The following is a 16,469-nucleotide window of genomic DNA, read 5'->3' as shown; positions in this document are numbered from 1 at the left end:
TTCCACGTGGAACGAGCAACGTCCTCCACAGAAAAACAAAAAGCCGCTCTTGTGAGCGGCTTTTTACTGCAATCAGCGATTCTGATTAGACGTCGAGGTTGGCTACGCGCAGGGCGTTGGTCTCGATAAAGTCACGACGGGGCTCAACGGCATCACCCATCAGGGTGGAGAAGAGCTGGTCAGCACCGACGGCGTCGTCGATGGTGACGCGCAGCATGCGACGAGCTTCCGGATCCATGGTGGTTTCCCACAGCTGGTCAGGGTTCATCTCACCCAGCCCTTTATAGCGCTGGATGTAGATGCCGCGTTTGCCTTCACCCATCAGCCACTCGACGGCTTCCACGAAGTTGGCAACCGGTTTGACCTTCTCGCCACGCTTGATGAAACCACCTTCCTCGATCAGGTTGGCGATCTCCTTGCCCAGCGAGACCAGTTGACGGTACTCACCGGACTGCAGGAAGTCGTAGCTGAGCGGATATTCGCGGTCGACACCGTGCTGACGTACCACGGCATGCGGCACGAACAGGCGGCGCTCTTCATCGCGGCGAACCTGCATCTGGTACTGGATACCCTGGTTGCTCTCGTTGAGTACGGCTTCCATACCCTGACACCAGGCCAGCAGATCGCTCTCGCTGTTCAGCAGCGCTTCGTTCAGCTCCGGCTGATAGATCAGCTGGGTCAGCACGGCTTCCGGCGCACGACGAGACATACGGGTGATCAGGTGAGTCACCGAGCGATGCTGGTTGACCAGACGCTCCAGCGCCTCGCCACCGATGGCCGGGGCAGACTCGTTAACGTGCAGGGTCGCACCATCCAGCGCCATGGCGGTCTGGTACTGCAGCAGCGCGTCTTCGTCTTTCAGATACTGCTCCTGCTTGCCCTTCTTCACTTTGTAGAGCGGCGGCTGGGCAATGTAGACGTAGCCACGTTCGATGATTTCCGGCATCTGACGATAGAAGAAGGTCAGCAGCAGGGTTCGGATGTGCGCACCATCGACGTCCGCATCGGTCATGATGATGATGTTGTGATAACGCAGCTTGTCCGGGTTGTACTCGTCGCGACCGATACCGCAACCCAGTGCGGTGATCAGAGTGCCCACCTCTTGCGAGGAGATCATCTTGTCGAAACGGGCCTTCTCCACGTTCAGGATCTTGCCCTTGAGCGGCAGGATGGCCTGGTTCTTCCGGTTGCGACCCTGCTTGGCGGAACCACCAGCAGAGTCCCCTTCCACTATGTAGAGTTCGGAGAGAGCCGGGTCTTTTTCCTGACAGTCAGCCAGCTTGCCGGGCAGACCGGCGATATCCAGCGCGCCTTTGCGGCGGGTCAGTTCGCGGGCTTTGCGGGCCGCTTCACGAGCACGGGCCGCATCGATGATCTTGTTGACCACGATCTTGGCATCGCCCGGGTTTTCCAGCAGGAAGTCCGCCAGCTTCTCACCCATCGCCTGCTCAACTGCGGTCTTCACTTCGGAAGAGACCAGCTTGTCTTTGGTCTGGGAGGAGAACTTGGGATCCGGCACCTTGACGGAGATAACGGCAATCAGACCTTCACGCACGTCGTCGCCACTGGCGGCAGACTTCGCCTTCTTGCTGTAGTCCTCTTTGTCCATATAGGAGTTCAGAGTACGGGTCAGCGCGGTACGGAAGCCAACGAGGTGAGTACCACCATCCCGCTGCGGGATGTTGTTGGTGAAGCAGTAGACCCCTTCCTGATAGGCGTCGTTCCACTGCATCGCCACTTCAACGCCGATACCATCCTGCTCGGTGGTGAAATGGAACACCTTCGGGTGGATCGGGGTTTTGTTCTGGTTCAGGTATTCAACGAACGCCTTGATGCCACCCTCGTAGCAGAAATGCGCCTCGCGGCCATCACGCTCGTCTTGCAGACGGATGGAGACACCGGAGTTGAGGAAGGAGAGCTCGCGCAGGCGCTTGGCCAGGATCTCGTAGTGGAACAGGGTGTCACTGAAGATGGTCGGGCTCGGCCAGAAGCGAACTTCAGTACCGGTGCCGGTGCTGTCGCCAATCTGCTTGAGCGGAGCTTGCGGCTCACCCAGATGATAGGTCTGTTCGTAGACGTGGCCGTTACGACGAATAGTCAGCAACAGCTTGTCAGAGAGGGCGTTAACTACCGAGACACCCACGCCATGCAGGCCGCCGGATACCTTGTAGGAGTTGTCATCGAACTTACCGCCAGCGTGCAGCACGGTCATGATGACCTCTGCGGCGGAGCGGCCCTCTTCCGGGTGAATATCGACCGGAATACCACGGCCGTTATCACGCACGGAGACGGAGCCATCGGAATGGATCTTGACCTGAATATCGGAGCAGTAGCCAGCGAGCGCCTCGTCAATGGAGTTATCGACGACCTCGAACACCATGTGGTGCAGACCCGAGCCATCATCCGTATCGCCGATATACATCCCCGGGCGCTTGCGGACCGCATCCAGGCCCTTCAGCACCTTGATATTCGAGGAGTCGTAAGTATTTTCACTCATAGCTTACTCTCTGCCTTCTCTAACGTTTCGGAGATTTTACCCTGTTCCACGTGGAACAACTTACAGTCATTCGCATCCATCATGTCTGCGAGCTGACCGGTGTCGATGGCGGTGATAAACACCTGGGACGCACACTGCTTCAGCCTTGCGGCCAGCAAGCGGCGCTTGTCGACATCCAGTTCAGAGGCAAAATCGTCAATTAAAAAAATACAGCCACGGCTGCTATGTTGATTCAAATAGAGCCCTTGGGCCAGTCGCATGGCGCAGACCAGCAACTTCAACTGACCCCGGGACAAAATATCCTGAGCGGGTACCCCGTTCGCCTTGAGGCGCACATCGGCTTTCTGTGGACCGAAACCGGTATAGCCCAGCGCCCGATCCCGCTCAAACCCCGCCTCCAGCAGATCGCCGAGGGGAGTATCTTTCTCCCAGCCCCGGTAAAAGCCGAGACTGATATCGAATTCCGGCAGAAAATCCGCCGTCATCTCCTTGATTAGGGGCGTAATGGCCTGACAATAACTGGCGCGAAACTCGGCCAGCTCACCACCCAGCCGCACCAGCTCCTGATCCCAGAACGCCAGCTGGCGGTACCGGGTGCTCTGGCGCAGCAGCGCATTGCGCTGTTTCAGCAGCCGCCGCACTCGCCCCCACAGGGCAAAGAAGGTCGGCTCCTGATGGAAAACGCCCCAATCGAGCCAGGCGCGGCGAGCCTGAGGCCCGCCCGTCAGCAGGTTGAAGCCATCGGGATGGATCAACTGCACCGGCAACAGCTCCGCCAAATCTGCCAGCCGCTGGGCCTGCGCCCCGGCAATCTTGAGCTGGGTCTCGCCACTCTTGTCTTTGGCAAGACCGATCGGTACCTGACGCCCCTCCAGTTCACACTGGGCAAACAGGGTAAAGGCCCTCTCCCCCTGGCGGATGACCCGCCCGGTCAAATGAGTGCGAAAGGAGCGCCCCAGACCAAGGTAGTGAATGGCTTCCAGCACGCTGGTCTTGCCGCTGCCATTGCACCCGACCAGAATGTTGAGGCCGGGCGACAGCTTGAGACTGGCTTGCTGGATATTGCGAAAGTCGCTGAGCTGGAGTTTGACCAGGGACACGACTAGATCCGCATCGGCATCACCACGTACTGAGCATCCTGATGTTCAAAATCCTCAATAATGGCACTGCTGATGGAATCGCTCAGGCTAATCCGAATTTGGTCACATTTTAACGTATTCAGCACGTCGAGCACATAAGAGACGTTAAAGCCGATCTCCATCTCGCCAGCGGCATATTGTACGTCAAGCAGCTCTTCGGCTTCTTCCTGTTCCGGGTTGTTGGCGGTGATGCGCAGCAGGTTTTCCTGCAGATTGAGACGCACCCCACGGAATTTCTCGTTGGAGAGGATGGCGGCGCGGGCAAACGCCTGACGCAGATCCTCACGGCCGGCGATCAGGGCCTTGTCGCTGTTGCGCGGAATGACGCGGCGCCAGTCCGGGAAGCGGCCATCCACCAGCTTGGAGGTGAAGATGAAGCCGTCCAGGGCTGCACGCAGATTGCTGCGACCGATCTGCAGCCGCACCGGCTTGTCTTCCGCCTCCAGCAGACGCACCAGCTCCAGTACCCCTTTGCGCGGCAGGATAACCTGATGATCGGGCAGCGATTCCCCTACAACCTCGCGGCGGCAGGTGGCCAGACGGTGACCATCGGTAGCTACGGTACGCAGACCGTGACCTTCACTCTCGAACAGCATGCCGTTCAGGTAGTAACGCACGTCCTGGCTGGCCATGGAGAACTGGGTCGCATCGATCAGCTTCTTCAGCTCCAGTTGGCTGATATCGAACTCGAGCACGGATTCCCAATCCTCGATGTTCGGATACTCGGTCGCCGGCAGGGTCGAGAGGTTGAAGCGGGAACGACCGGACCGGATGATCAGGCGCTCGCCTTCGGTATTGAGACGGATCTCGGCGCCTTCCGGCAGACCACGGCAGATATCCAGCAGCTTGCGCGCCGGTACTGTGGTGCGGCCATCTTCGCTGGCCCCGTTCAGATAGACCTGACCGATCATCTCTACTTCGAGATCGGTACCGGTCAGTGACAGCAGACCATTGCTGACATCAAGCAGCACGTTGCCGAGGATCGGCAGGGTCGGTCGGCCGCCGAGGGCGCCGGACACCAGTTGCAGAGGACGTAACAGGGCCTCACGGCTAATTTCGAGCTGCATCTGTGCTCTCCGTTGTGATTAGGAGGAAAAGATTCGGATCAGGTTGGAATATTCGCGCTGCATCTGTCCACTCGATTCCGTTATCAGGAAGAAAGGGTACGGATCAGGTTGGAATAGTCCTCCTTGATGTCGTGACTCTCCTCCTTCAGCTGCTCGATCTTGCGGCAGGCATGAAGAACGGTAGTGTGGTCACGGCCACCAAAGGCATCACCTATCTCCGGCAAACTGTGGTTGGTCAGCTCCTTGGCCAGTGCCATCGCCAGCTGGCGCGGACGGGCAACAGAGCGGGAACGACGCTTGGAGAGCAGATCCGCCAGCTTGATCTTGTAGTACTCCGCCACCGTCTTCTGGATGTTGTCGATGGTGACCAGCTTCTCTTGCAGTGCCAACAGGTCGCGCAGCGCTTCGCGCACGAAATCGATGTTGATGGCACGGCCGGTGAAGTTGGCGTTGGCGATCACCCGGTTGAGGGCACCTTCCAATTCACGGACGTTGGATCGCAGACGTTTGGCAATGAAGAAGGCCACTTCGTCCGGCAGATGGATCTGGTTCTCGTCTGCCTTGCGCATCAGGATCGCGACACGGGTCTCCAGCTCCGGCGGCTCGATCGCCACGGTCAGGCCCCAGCCGAAGCGGGACTTGAGGCGATCCTCGACACCGTTGATCTCCTTCGGATAGCGATCCGAGGTCAGGATGATCTGCTGGTTACCTTCCAGCAAGGCATTGAAGGTATGGAAGAACTCCTCCTGGGAGCGCTCCTTGTTGGCGAAAAACTGGATGTCATCGATGAGCAGGGCATCGACGCTGCGGTAGTAACGCTTGAACTCTTCAATGGCGTTGTTTTGCAGCGCTTTCACCATGTCCTGAACAAACCGCTCGGAGTGCATATAGATGACTTTGGCATCTTTTTTACTCTCCTTGATGGCATTGCCAACGGCGTGCAACAGGTGGGTTTTACCCAGGCCGGTGCCACCATAGAGGAACAGCGGGTTGTAAGCACCACCCGGATTGTCCGCTACCTGACGGGCAGCCGCACGCGCCAACTGGTTGGACTTACCCTCGACGAAATTCTCGAAGGTATAGTTCACGTTGGTGTTGCTCTTGTGGTTCGGCTCGGGCTTGGCTTCAGCCTTGCTTTCCCAGCTCTTCTGCAAGTTATTCACAGGCGCGGCACCCTGTACCGGCGCTCTGGCGACAGCAACAGGATGGGGACGATTGCCTATATCAAAACGCAGGGCGGGGCCGTCGACCCCGCAGAGTTCGTTGATGATGCCGTTAACCCGGATGAGATACTTGTCTCGTACCCAGTCCAGAACAAAGCGATTCGGTGCATACAGGGTCAGAGTATTGTCACTCAACTCCGCTTGAAGCGGCCGGATCCACATGCTGAATTCTGCCGAGGGCAACTCATCTTGCAGCCGGTTAAGGCACTGCTGCCATAGCGAAGCAGTCACTCTAAACTCCTGTCGATTGATTAACTAAAGACCGGCTATTCTACGTTTTTAGCCGCCGGATCTCCAGCCATCGCCCGGTGGATCCAGCAAATAAGATCCTTGACTTTCAAGGATCCAGCGCCTTTGGATCGGATTTCATCCCCAAAGTTACCCACAGCTTGATCCACTGCTGCAACTGGCGGATCTCGTGCTGCACTCCTGTTATTTCATATAACCAAATGTCATTTATTTTTTAAATTTTATTCCAATAACATCAGCGCCAAAGCAGTTATTACAACTACAAATACAAGACATTTAGAGAGAGAAACCCCATGAAAACTTCCATCAAGCTTATTTCCGGCGCAGCCATCCTGCTCGCCACCCTGTCCGGTCAGGCCATCGCCCAGGAGACCATCAAGGTCGGCATGTCTGGCAAATATTTCCCGTTCACCTTCGTCAAACAGGACAAGCTGCAAGGCTTTGAAGTGGATATGTGGAACCAGATCGGCGAGCGTACCGGCTACAAGGTCGAATTCGTGACCGCCAGCTTCTCCGGCCTGTTCGGCATGCTGGAAACCGGCCGCATCGATACCATTTCCAACCAGATCACCATCACTGACGAGCGCAAGGCGAAGTACGACTTCTCCCAACCTTACGTCTATGACGGCGCCCAGATCGTGGTACGCAAGGGCAACAGCACCATTCACGGTATCAAGGATCTGGAAGGCAAGAAGGTGGCCGTGAACCTGGGTTCCAACTTTGAAGAGCTGCTGCGCAAGAACGACCCGAACAAGAAGATCGATATCCGCACCTATGACTCCGCCTTCGAGCAGGATGTCGCGCTGGGTCGCATCGATGCCTTCGTGATGGACCGCGTCTCCACCGCCCAGCTGATCAAAGAGTCCAAGCTGCCGCTGCAACAGGCTGGCGCACCGTTCGAGACTATCGAGAACGCCCTGCCCTTCCTGAAGACCCCGGAGAAACAGGCGCTGCTGAAGAAGGTCGACGAGGCCCTGACCGCCATGCGCAAGGATGGCTCCCTGCGTCAGATCTCCGAGAAATGGTTCGCTTCCGACATCACCGACAAATAAATGATGGAATTTGACCTCGAATACACGCTGGGGCTGTTTCCCATCCTGCTCAAATATCTGGGCACCACGATGGAAATGGCCCTGTGGGGATTCGTGCTGGCACTCGTACTCTCGCTGGCCCTGGCGATAGTACGGGTGTTTCGCGTCCCCGCGATTCACTGGCTGGCGATGCTCTATATCTCGTTCTTTCGGGGTACACCGCTACTCGTTCAGCTGTTCCTGCTCTACTACGGACTGCCGCAACTATTCCCGATCTTCGTGGGGATGGATGCCTTTACCGCCGCCATCGTCGGTCTGACCCTGCACTTCGCCGCCTACATGGCCGAGTCGATCCGAGCAGCCATCCTCGGCATTCACAAAAGCCAGATGGAAGCGGCGCTCAGTATCGGCATGAGCCGTTATCAGGCGATGCAGCGGATAATCCTGCCGCAGGCGGCCCGTATCGCCACCCCGTCGCTGATGAACTACTTCATCGACATGATCAAAAGCACTTCGCTGGCCTTCACCCTGGGAGTGGCCGAGATCATGGGCAAAGCGCAGATGGAAGCCTCCTCCTCCTTCAAGTTCTTCGAGAGCTTTATGGCGGTGGCGCTGATCTACTGGGTGGTGGTGATCTTCTTTACCCGCTTGCAGCATCTGCTGGAAGTCCGTCTCAACCGTGCCTATTAAAGGAGGGCGTTCATGATCAAGCTAACCGGCCTCTCCAAGGCATATCACGGCAATCAGGTGCTCAACGGCATCGATCTGGAGGTCAAAAAGGGGGAAATTGTCGTCATCATCGGCCCCTCCGGCACCGGCAAGTCGACCCTGTTGCGCTGCCTGAACCTGCTGGAGACCCCGGATGCGGGCACCCTTGCCATCGACGATCTCAAGCTCAATCTAGCCAAGGCCAGCGAACAGCAGGCGATCGAGCTGCGTAAACGGGCCTCCTTCGTGTTCCAGAACTACGCCCTGTTTGCCAACAAGACGGCGCTCGACAACATCGCCGAAGGGCTGATCACCGTCTGGAAGCAGCCAAAAGCGGAGGCCCGCGCCACAGCGCTCGGCATCCTCAAGGACATTGGCCTCGCCGACAAGCAGGATGCCTATCCGGCCTCCCTCTCCGGCGGCCAGCAGCAGCGGGTCGGCATTGGTCGCGCCATGGCGGCCCACTCCAAGGTGATCCTGTTTGACGAGCCCACCTCGGCCCTCGATCCCGAGTGGGTCGACGAGGTTTTGGGACTGATGAAAGAGTTGGCCCGCCAGCACCAGACCATGGTGGTGGTGACTCATGAGATTGAATTTGCTCGTGATGTTGCCGATCGGGTGATCTTTATGGAAGGAGGGCGGATCGTCGAGCAGGGCCCGCCGGATCAGATATTGGTCGATCCCAAGGATCCCCGTACCCGGGAGTTCTTGCGGAAAGTCCTTAAATAGCTCTCTCTTTGGCGGCCTGGCCGCCTTTTTTATTGAGGGATCCCTTGTTTAACCCCGGGTTGCCAGTATAATCCGGAGCCCTTGATCCTCTGGATCCTCACGCTCGGCAGCGGCCTTTTCAAGACCACGGCAGGATGAGAGGGAACGGCGGATTGACTAAAAGCCGAACTCTGTTTAGAATTCGGCCTCTTTTGCTAGTCGTCACACGCTATAGCTGGCGCGTCGGCTAAGTGTGACAATCAAAACTGTACAGAAATACGGAATCGAATCATGAAACGTACTTTTCAACCGTCCAACCTGAAGCGCAAGCGCTCTCACGGTTTCCGCGCCCGCATGGCAACTGCCAACGGTCGTAAAGTTCTGGCCGCTCGTCGTGCCAAGGGTCGTGCCCGCCTGGTAGTCTAATGCCTACCCAGCACACCTTCTCTCGGGAGTTACGTCTGTTAACTCCCGAACACTTCAAACGCGTTTTCGCCGAGCCTGTCCGGGCCGCCTCTCCGCAGATTACCCTTCTCGCTTCTCCCAATTCGCTCGAACACCCTCGTCTTGGTCTCGCTGTGCCCAAAAAAGCACTCAAGCGTGCCGTTTGGCGTAATCGTGTCAAACGGGTGGTTCGGGAAAGTTTCCGCCTCAAACAACATCAGCTGCCCGCTATCGACATCGTGGTGATCGCCAAGGCCGGTGTGAAAGAGATGGATAACGAGGAACTGTTCAAGTTACTGGAAAAGCTATGGCGCACCCTGTCACGCCGTTGCAATGGGTAGCTATCAAACTGATACGCCTGTATCAGCTAATCATTAGCCCTCTGCTCGGGCCGCGCTGCCGTTTTACTCCAACTTGTTCCCAATTTGCGATAGAAGCCATCCGACTTCACGGTTTCATAAAAGGCGTTTGGTTAGCCAGCAAACGTCTATTAAAATGCCATCCCTTATCCGAGGGTGGTTATGACCCGGTTCCGCAACCAAAGCGAAGAAACTGAAAACTATGGAATCACAACGCAATCTACTCCTGATCGGTTTGCTGTTCGTGAGCTTTCTGCTCTGGCAACAGTGGGAGTCCGACAAGGCTCCGAAGCCGGCCCCGACTACCGTGGCCCAAACCGAACATTTCGTACCTGAAGCCGGTCAGACCGGTGATATTCCTCAGGTTTCCGAGCAAGCCAACGCGACTGCCGCACGCAAGCTGATCACCGTCTCCTCTGACGTGCTCAAGCTGACCCTGGACACCCAGGGTGGCGACATCGTGTCTGCCGAACTGCTGTCTCACAAACTGGAAGAGGGCAAGGACCAACCGTTCGTGCTGCTGACCAGCAAGCCTGAGCACCTCTATATCGCCCAGAGCGGTCTGGTGGGTCGCAACGGTCCGGACAGTCAGGCCGAAGGTCGTCCTACCTATGAAGCCGCCCAGACCAGCTATCAGCTGGCCGATGGTCAGGATCAAGTCGTCGTTCCGATGACCTGGACCGACAGCAAGGGCGTGGTCTTCACCAAGGAGTTCATCCTCAAACGTGGCGACTATGCCGTTGGCGTTGATTACAAGATCGACAACAAATCTGCCGAGCCGGTTCAGGTGCAGTTCTATGGTCAGCTGAAGCAGACCGTAGCCACACCGAAGGATCAGGAAGGTCATGCCATGGTAGCCAGCGCTTACCGTGGTGGTGCCTTCTCCACTGAAGATACCCGCTACAAGAAGTACACCTTCGACGAGATGAAGGATGCCGACCTGAACAAGACCACCAAGGGTGGTTGGGTCGCCATGCTGCAACACTACTTCGTCTCTGCCTGGGCACCGAATGCCGACGATACCAACAGCTTCTACAGCCGTGTGATCCCTGGTAAAGGCCAGGCCATCATCGGTTACAAGGCGCCGCTGGTTGACGTGGCTGCCGGCCAACAGGCTGAAGTAACCAGCAAGCTGTGGGTCGGTCCCAAGCTGCAAGACCAGATGGCCAAGGTGGCTAACCACCTCGACCTGACCGTCGACTACGGCTGGCTGTGGTTCATCGCCCAACCGCTGCACTGGCTGCTGACCGTGTTCCACGGTTTCGTCCAGAACTGGGGTCTGGCCATCATCATGCTGACCCTGCTGGTACGCGGCATCATGTTCCCGCTGACCAAGGCCCAGTACACCTCCATGGCCAAGATGCGCATGCTGCAACCCAAGATTGCGGCCCTGCGCGAGCGCTTCGGCGATGACCGCCAGAAGATGTCTCAGGGCATGATGGAGCTGTACAAGAAGGAGAAGGTCAACCCGCTGGGTGGCTGCCTGCCGATCCTGGTTCAGATGCCGATCTTCATCGCCCTTTACTGGGCACTGATGGAGTCCGTTGAACTGCGTCACGCGCCGTTTGCCCTGTGGATCACTGACCTGTCAGTGAAGGACCCCTTCTTCGTGCTGCCAATCCTCATGGGTGCCTCCATGTGGTATCTGCAGAAGATGAGCCCGACCACCGTAACCGACCCGATGCAGCAGAAAGTGATGCAGTTCATGCCGATCATCTTCACTTTCATGTTCCTCTGGTTCCCGGCTGGCCTGACTCTCTACTGGCTGGTGAGCAACGTCATCTCCATCATCCAGCAGACCATCATCTATCGTCAGCTGGAGAAGAAAGGACTGCATTCACGCAGCTAATCTTCCCGTGATGACAAAAGAGGCGGCCTTCGGGCCGCCTTTTTTATTACAATGTCCCCACTACGTTTTCCTATCAGCGAACAAACGAGCCAAGCAAGATGACAACAGATACGATCGTGGCCCAGGCCACCGCGCCAGGCCGTGGTGGCGTCGGCATAGTCCGGGTCTCCGGCCCCGCCGCCGAACAGGTCGCCGGGATAGTGCTCGGCAAGCTCCCGCGGGTGCGCTACGCCGAATATCTGCCGTTCAAGGATGAGCAAGGCCAGGTACTGGATCAGGGCATCGCCCTGCTGTTCAAAGCTCCCAACAGCTTCACCGGCGAGGATGTGCTGGAGCTGCAGGGCCACGGCGGCCCCGTCATCATGGACATGCTGATCCGCCGCATTCTGAAAATCGACGGCATTCGTCCTGCCCGCCCCGGCGAGTTCAGCGAGCGCGCCTTCATCAACGACAAGCTGGATCTGGCCCAGGCCGAAGCCATCGCTGACCTTATTGAAGCCTCCAGCGAACAGGCCGCCCGCAGCGCCATGCACTCCCTGCAGGGGCAGTTCTCCAGCAAAATCCAGCAACTGGTGGAAAGCCTGATCCGGCTGCGCATCTATGTGGAAGCGGCCATCGACTTCCCGGACGAGGAGATCGACTTCCTCTCCGACGGCAAGGTGGCGGGCGACCTCTACGCCATCATGTCCGAGCTGGACGACGTGCGCGGGGAAGCCAAACAGGGCGCCCTGCTGCGGGAAGGGATGAAGGTGGTGATCGCCGGTCGTCCCAACGCTGGCAAATCGAGCCTGCTAAATGCCCTGGCTGGGCGCGAGTCAGCAATCGTCACCGAGATTGCCGGTACCACCCGCGACGTGCTGCGCGAGCATATCCATCTCGATGGCATGCCTCTGCACATCATCGATACAGCCGGTCTGCGCGACACTCAGGACAAGGTGGAGCAGATCGGTATCGAGCGCGCCTGGGCCGAGATCGAACAGGCCGACCGGGTGCTGTTTATGGTGGATGGCACCACCACAGACGCGGTTGACCCGCGGGAGATCTGGCCGGAATTTGTTGATCGGTTGCCAAAAAACATCGGCCTCACCGTCATTCGCAACAAGGCCGACCTGACTGGCGAGGATCTGGCACCGAGTCAGGAGCAGGGCCACGCCGTCTACCGCATCTCCGCCAAGACCGAACTGGGGCTGCCCGCCCTGCGTGAGCACCTGAAAGCCTGCATGGGCTTCCAGGGCAACACCGAAGGGGGCTTTATGGCCCGCCGCCGCCATCTGGATGCGCTGGAGCGCGCCGCCGAGCGCCTGCTGGTGGCCAAAGAACAGCTGGAAGTGTTCGTGGCTGGCGAGCTGGTGGCCGAAGAGCTGCGCCTGGCACAGGAGTCCCTCTCCGAGATCACCGGTGAATTCAGCTCCGACGATCTGCTGGGCCGTATCTTCTCCAGCTTCTGCATCGGCAAGTAACTCTCCGCACAGCAGACAATAAAAAGCCCGGGATGAACCCGGGCTTTTTATTGTGCGTTTTTTGTCCGCAAACCTAGAGGCGACGCAGGCACCACATGAAGTAAGCGCCCCCTAACAGAGTGGAGACCAGTCCAACCGGCACTTCCTGCGGGAAGAGGAGCTGCTGGCCGACCCAGTCCGCCGATACCATCAACAGGGCGCCGGAAGCGGCGGCCCCAAGCAGGTGCCAGCGTGCCCGCACCAGCCCCATCAGCTTGGCCATATGTGGCGCCAGAAGACCGACGAATGAGAGCGGCCCGACCACCAGGGTGGCACTGGCGGTGAGCACGGCCACCAGCAGCAGGATGGCGAGCTGGGCACGGTTGAGGCGAATGCCAAGCGCGGTCGCTACAGCACTCCCCATTGGCAGCAGATCGAGCCAGCGGCTCACCAACAGGCAGGCGGCCAGCATCAACAGCGCCAGCCCCACCAACCCATAAGCCACCGGCAGGGTGACGTAATAGGTAGAACCGGACATCCAGGAGAGCAGTTGCTGCACCCGCAGGTCACCGTTGGCCAGCGCGATGGCCTGCAGCGGCTCAAACAACGCCGTGATGGCGATACCTGAGAGCAGGATCCGTTCCGGCTGGAAGCCGTGCTTGCGATTGACCACCACCAGCAGCAAGAGACAAGCGAAGGCACCGAGCAGGCCACCGACCAGCATCAGCGGCAGGGGCAATGCAGGCAGCAACAACGCCGTCGCTATCACCCCCATAAAGGTGCCGCCGCTCACCCCCAGCAACTCCGGGCTCGCCATAGGGTTGTTGCTGACCCGCTGCAACAGGGTGCCCGCCAGCGCCAGCAGCACGCCAGCCGCCCCAGCCGCCAGAGTGCGCGGCAGCCGCCACTCCAATTGGGCCTGCCAGCGGAGCCAGCTCGGCCAGCTCCAGCCCGTCATTCCCTGCCCAACCAGCAGGGAGGCGACCACGGCCAACAGCAGCCCGACCAGCAACAGGCCGATAAGGCGAGCCGGAGCCGGATGGCGAGCCACCAGCAGGCCGGCGTTAGCCTTCGGCGTACCCGACTTGATACCTAGGCGCGGGATCAGCCAGAGCAGCAGCGGCGCCCCCAGCAGGGCGGTCATGGCGCCGGTGGGGATCAAGACTGGCCAGAAGCGACTCAGACTCTGCAGCAGCAGATCGGTCGCCGCCAGCAGCAGGGCGCCGAGGATCGGTGCCCACAGCAGCCGCTGGCCAAGCTGGCGGATCCCGAGCAGCCGCACCATGGCGGGTGCGGCCAGCCCGATAAAGCCGATCAGCCCCACCACGCTCACCACGCAAGCGGTGACAAACACCGCCAGCCCCAGTCCGGCAAAACGCAGATGCTGCAGGGAGACCCCCAGACTGCGGGCGCTGGCATCATCCAGCTCCAGCACCGCCAGCGGGCGCACCAGTACTGCGGCCAGCAAAGCGGCTGCCAGCAGGCGGGGCAACAGGTAACTCACCCCGCTCCAGCTGTTCTGCACTAGCGAGCCACTGCCCCACACCAGCAAGCCTTTCAGCTCCTCCTGAAAGAACAGCAAGAGCCCCATGCTGATGGCCGCCAGATAGAGGTTGATCACCAGCCCGGCAAAGACGATGACCACCGGATTGAGCTGGCGACGCCAGGCCAGGGCAAACACCAGTGCCATCGCGAGGCTGCCACCGGCCATGGCGATCCACTCCCGCCCCAACAGCAACCAGGAGGGGGCAAACAGGGTCACCATCATCAACGCCAGTTGGGCACCGGAGGCCACCCCCAAGGTGGTCGGTGACGCGAGCGGGTTGCGCAGCACCTGCTGCATCAGGGTGCCCGCCAGCCCGAGCGCCGCCCCGGCCAGCAGGGTGACCGCCAAGCGGGGCAGCCAGCTGAAATGCACCACTGCTTGGCTGACGTCATCCAGATTGGGGGTGAAGAGGCTCCGCCACCAGAGCGCACCAGGCAGCTGGCGAGCCAGCTCCCAATACGCGAGCAAGAGGGTCAACCCCAGCAGGATCGAGACCGGCCGCAGCAGCGGCGATGTGAGCAGTCGCTTCATCGACCAGCCTCCATACGCTCGGCATCTTGCAGCAATGCATCACTGAGCAGACCGGCGAAACGGCGGGCGGCAAGTACGCCGCCAAAACTCCAGACCGCAGGCAGATGCAGCACGGGCGCCTGCCGTACCAGCGGCAGATGCTGCCACAGCCCAGGTTCCTGCAGCCGTTCGCTCACCCCTACCGGGATGGGATCGACCACCACCAGCCGCGCGGTTGGCAAGGTCATAAACTGCTCGATGCTGACCACCGAGAAACCCCAGTCATTGGTCTGCTCCTGCCAACCATTACGCAGCCCGAGCCGCGTCATCACCGCATCGAACAGGCTGTGGCGACCAAACACCCGCACATGGCGCTCATCGATAAACTGCACCACCAGCAGAGGCGGCAGATCCGCAGGCAATCCGGCCTGCATTCTGGCGAGATCCCGATCCAGCCCGGCCAGCAGCCGTTCGCCCTCGGCGGTTTTGCCCACCATGCGGGCGAGGGTCAGTGTCACCTCGTGCAGCCGCTGCCACAGATCGGTTTGCCCATCATAGAGGGCGATGGTGCTCACCGGCGCGATGCGGGAAAGAGTTGGCGCCAGCGGGGCCGCCAGCGGCGAGATGAGGATATGATCGGGTTTGAGCTCTGCCAGCAGCTCACGGTTGGGCTGGGTGCGCAGGCCGATATCCACCACTCCGGCGGGTAGCCGTGGCTCGCCAACCCATGCCTGATAGGGGCCTGCATCCCCCACCGCCAGCGGCGTCACCCCGAGCGCCAGCAAGGTTTCGGCAATGGTCCAGTCGACAGTGGCGATACGGGGTAGCGGTGCAGAGGCGATCGGGGATGTGTCGGCCTGCGCCGCAAGTGGCAGCAGCAGGCTAATAAGGCAGGGTGCCATCTTCTTCAATAAACGGTTCAAGGATGCCCCCGGTCAGACGATGGCGATGGGATGAGCATGAGCCGGGTGGCGAATGACCTCCATCGGGATGCCATAGATGGCGTGCAAGGTCTTGCTGGTCATGATCCCCTCAGGTTCGCCGTGGGTAAGCAGGCGGCCGGAGTGGAGCGCCACCAACCTATCACAGAAGCGGGAGGCCATATTGATGTCGTGAATGACGATGATGACCCCAAGGTTAAGCTGACGACTCAACTGCTTGACCAGCGTCAGCACCTCCACCTGATGGGCCACATCCAGCGCGGCCAGCGGCTCGTCCAGCAGGATGAAGCGGCTCTCCTGGGCCAACAGCATCGCCAGCCAGACCCGGCCCCGCTCGCCGCCGGAGAGGGTATCCACCAGCCGATCGGCAAAGCGTTCGGTATGAGTAAGGGCGATGGCCCGATCGACCTGACTGTGATCCTCCGCCCCCATCCGGCCCAGCAGGCCGCGCCAGGGGTAGCGGCCCATCTCCACCAGCTCCCGCCCGAGCAGATTCTCGGCGCTCGGCAGATGCTGGGGTAGATAGGCCACCTGACGGGCGAACTCCCGGTTGCCCCAGTCGGGTAGCGGCTTGCCATCGAACAGGATCTCGCCGTCGCTGAGGGGTTGCTGGCGTGCCAGCAGCTTGAGCAGGGTCGATTTGCCCGAACCATTGTGGCCGATGAGGCCATAGACCTGTCCCTGCTCGAAACGCAGGTCGGTGGGGTGCAGCAGCGTGCGGTCATTGACGGTGAAGCTGGCTGATTTCATCTCGAACAT

The 16,469-nt window shown here is 59.5% G+C and carries 15 protein-coding genes; 8 read left to right on the top strand and 7 right to left on the bottom strand.

The window, feature by feature from the left end; all coding sequences use genetic code 11:
* Positions 1-85: 85 nt before the first annotated feature.
* From gyrB to dnaA, 4 genes are all read right to left on the bottom strand, one after another.
* Complete coding sequence (gene gyrB, locus G5149_RS15460) at positions 86-2,497, bottom strand: DNA topoisomerase (ATP-hydrolyzing) subunit B (protein WP_421212871.1); 2,412 nt, start codon at positions 2,495-2,497, stop codon at positions 86-88.
* The gene (gene recF / locus G5149_RS15455) at positions 2,494-3,597 is read right to left on the bottom strand and encodes a DNA replication/repair protein RecF (RefSeq protein ID WP_421212869.1); all 1,104 of its coding nucleotides are present in this window, start codon (positions 3,595-3,597) and stop codon (positions 2,494-2,496) included. Before recF ends, gyrB begins: the two co-directional genes overlap by 4 nt.
* 2 nt (positions 3,598-3,599) lie before the next feature.
* Entirely contained in the window at positions 3,600-4,703 is a 1,104-nt protein-coding gene (gene dnaN, locus G5149_RS15450; RefSeq protein WP_005339306.1) for a DNA polymerase III subunit beta, read from the bottom strand.
* Positions 4,704-4,786: 83 nt separating this feature from the next.
* A complete protein-coding gene (gene dnaA / locus G5149_RS15445) occupies positions 4,787-6,157 on the bottom strand; it encodes a chromosomal replication initiator protein DnaA (RefSeq protein WP_005339307.1) in 1,371 nt (456 codons plus the stop codon).
* A 311-nt stretch (positions 6,158-6,468) separates the two neighbouring features.
* On the opposite strand from dnaA, the gene G5149_RS15440 reads away from it, so the two are divergent.
* From G5149_RS15440 to mnmE, 8 genes are all read left to right on the top strand, one after another.
* Positions 6,469-7,227, top strand: coding sequence for an amino acid ABC transporter substrate-binding protein (locus G5149_RS15440; RefSeq protein WP_005339308.1), 759 nt, complete (start codon positions 6,469-6,471; stop codon positions 7,225-7,227).
* Positions 7,228-7,896: an amino acid ABC transporter permease gene (locus G5149_RS15435; RefSeq protein WP_019445518.1), complete on the top strand. Its 669-nt coding sequence runs from the start codon at positions 7,228-7,230 to the stop codon at positions 7,894-7,896.
* Positions 7,897-7,908: 12 nt separating this feature from the next.
* The gene (locus G5149_RS15430; RefSeq protein WP_040068428.1) at positions 7,909-8,643 is read left to right on the top strand and encodes an amino acid ABC transporter ATP-binding protein; all 735 of its coding nucleotides are present in this window, start codon (positions 7,909-7,911) and stop codon (positions 8,641-8,643) included.
* A gap of 270 nt (positions 8,644-8,913) precedes the next feature.
* Complete coding sequence (rpmH, locus tag G5149_RS15425; protein WP_005307156.1) at positions 8,914-9,048, top strand: 50S ribosomal protein L34; 135 nt, start codon at positions 8,914-8,916, stop codon at positions 9,046-9,048.
* Positions 9,048-9,407, top strand: a complete 360-nt coding sequence (gene rnpA, locus G5149_RS15420; RefSeq protein ID WP_005342318.1) for a ribonuclease P protein component — start codon at positions 9,048-9,050, stop codon at positions 9,405-9,407. The genes rpmH and rnpA overlap by 1 nt, the downstream gene beginning before the upstream one ends.
* Positions 9,374-9,622 (top strand): membrane protein insertion efficiency factor YidD, encoded by a 249-nt coding sequence (gene yidD, locus G5149_RS15415; RefSeq protein WP_075116235.1) that lies wholly within the window; start codon positions 9,374-9,376, stop codon positions 9,620-9,622. The genes rnpA and yidD overlap by 34 nt, the downstream gene beginning before the upstream one ends.
* 5 nt (positions 9,623-9,627) lie before the next feature.
* Entirely contained in the window at positions 9,628-11,274 is a 1,647-nt protein-coding gene (yidC, locus tag G5149_RS15410) for a membrane protein insertase YidC (protein ID WP_005342319.1), read from the top strand.
* A gap of 98 nt (positions 11,275-11,372) precedes the next feature.
* Complete coding sequence (gene mnmE, locus G5149_RS15405) at positions 11,373-12,734, top strand: tRNA uridine-5-carboxymethylaminomethyl(34) synthesis GTPase MnmE (protein ID WP_019445516.1); 1,362 nt, start codon at positions 11,373-11,375, stop codon at positions 12,732-12,734.
* A gap of 73 nt (positions 12,735-12,807) precedes the next feature.
* Here the strand turns inward: mnmE and fhuB are convergent, their stop codons facing one another.
* From fhuB to G5149_RS15390, 3 genes are read right to left on the bottom strand one after another with little or no spacing between them, the layout of a single operon-like run.
* Positions 12,808-14,790 carry a Fe(3+)-hydroxamate ABC transporter permease FhuB gene (gene fhuB, locus G5149_RS15400; RefSeq protein WP_421212868.1) on the bottom strand — a complete coding sequence of 661 codons (1,983 nt, stop codon included), beginning with the start codon at positions 14,788-14,790 and terminating at the stop codon, positions 12,808-12,810.
* The gene (locus G5149_RS15395; RefSeq protein WP_421212924.1) at positions 14,787-15,671 is read right to left on the bottom strand and encodes an ABC transporter substrate-binding protein; all 885 of its coding nucleotides are present in this window, start codon (positions 15,669-15,671) and stop codon (positions 14,787-14,789) included. Before G5149_RS15395 ends, fhuB begins: the two co-directional genes overlap by 4 nt.
* A gap of 33 nt (positions 15,672-15,704) precedes the next feature.
* Complete coding sequence (locus G5149_RS15390; protein ID WP_421212866.1) at positions 15,705-16,469, bottom strand: ATP-binding cassette domain-containing protein; 765 nt, start codon at positions 16,467-16,469, stop codon at positions 15,705-15,707.

Origin of the sequence: Aeromonas sp. 600479 (assembly GCF_049175515.1) — a bacterium.
Taxonomy (GTDB): domain Bacteria; phylum Pseudomonadota; class Gammaproteobacteria; order Enterobacterales; family Aeromonadaceae; genus Aeromonas; species Aeromonas veronii_A.
Note: the sequence above shows the minus strand (reverse complement) of the source record. Positions and strands in the feature narration are given on the sequence as shown.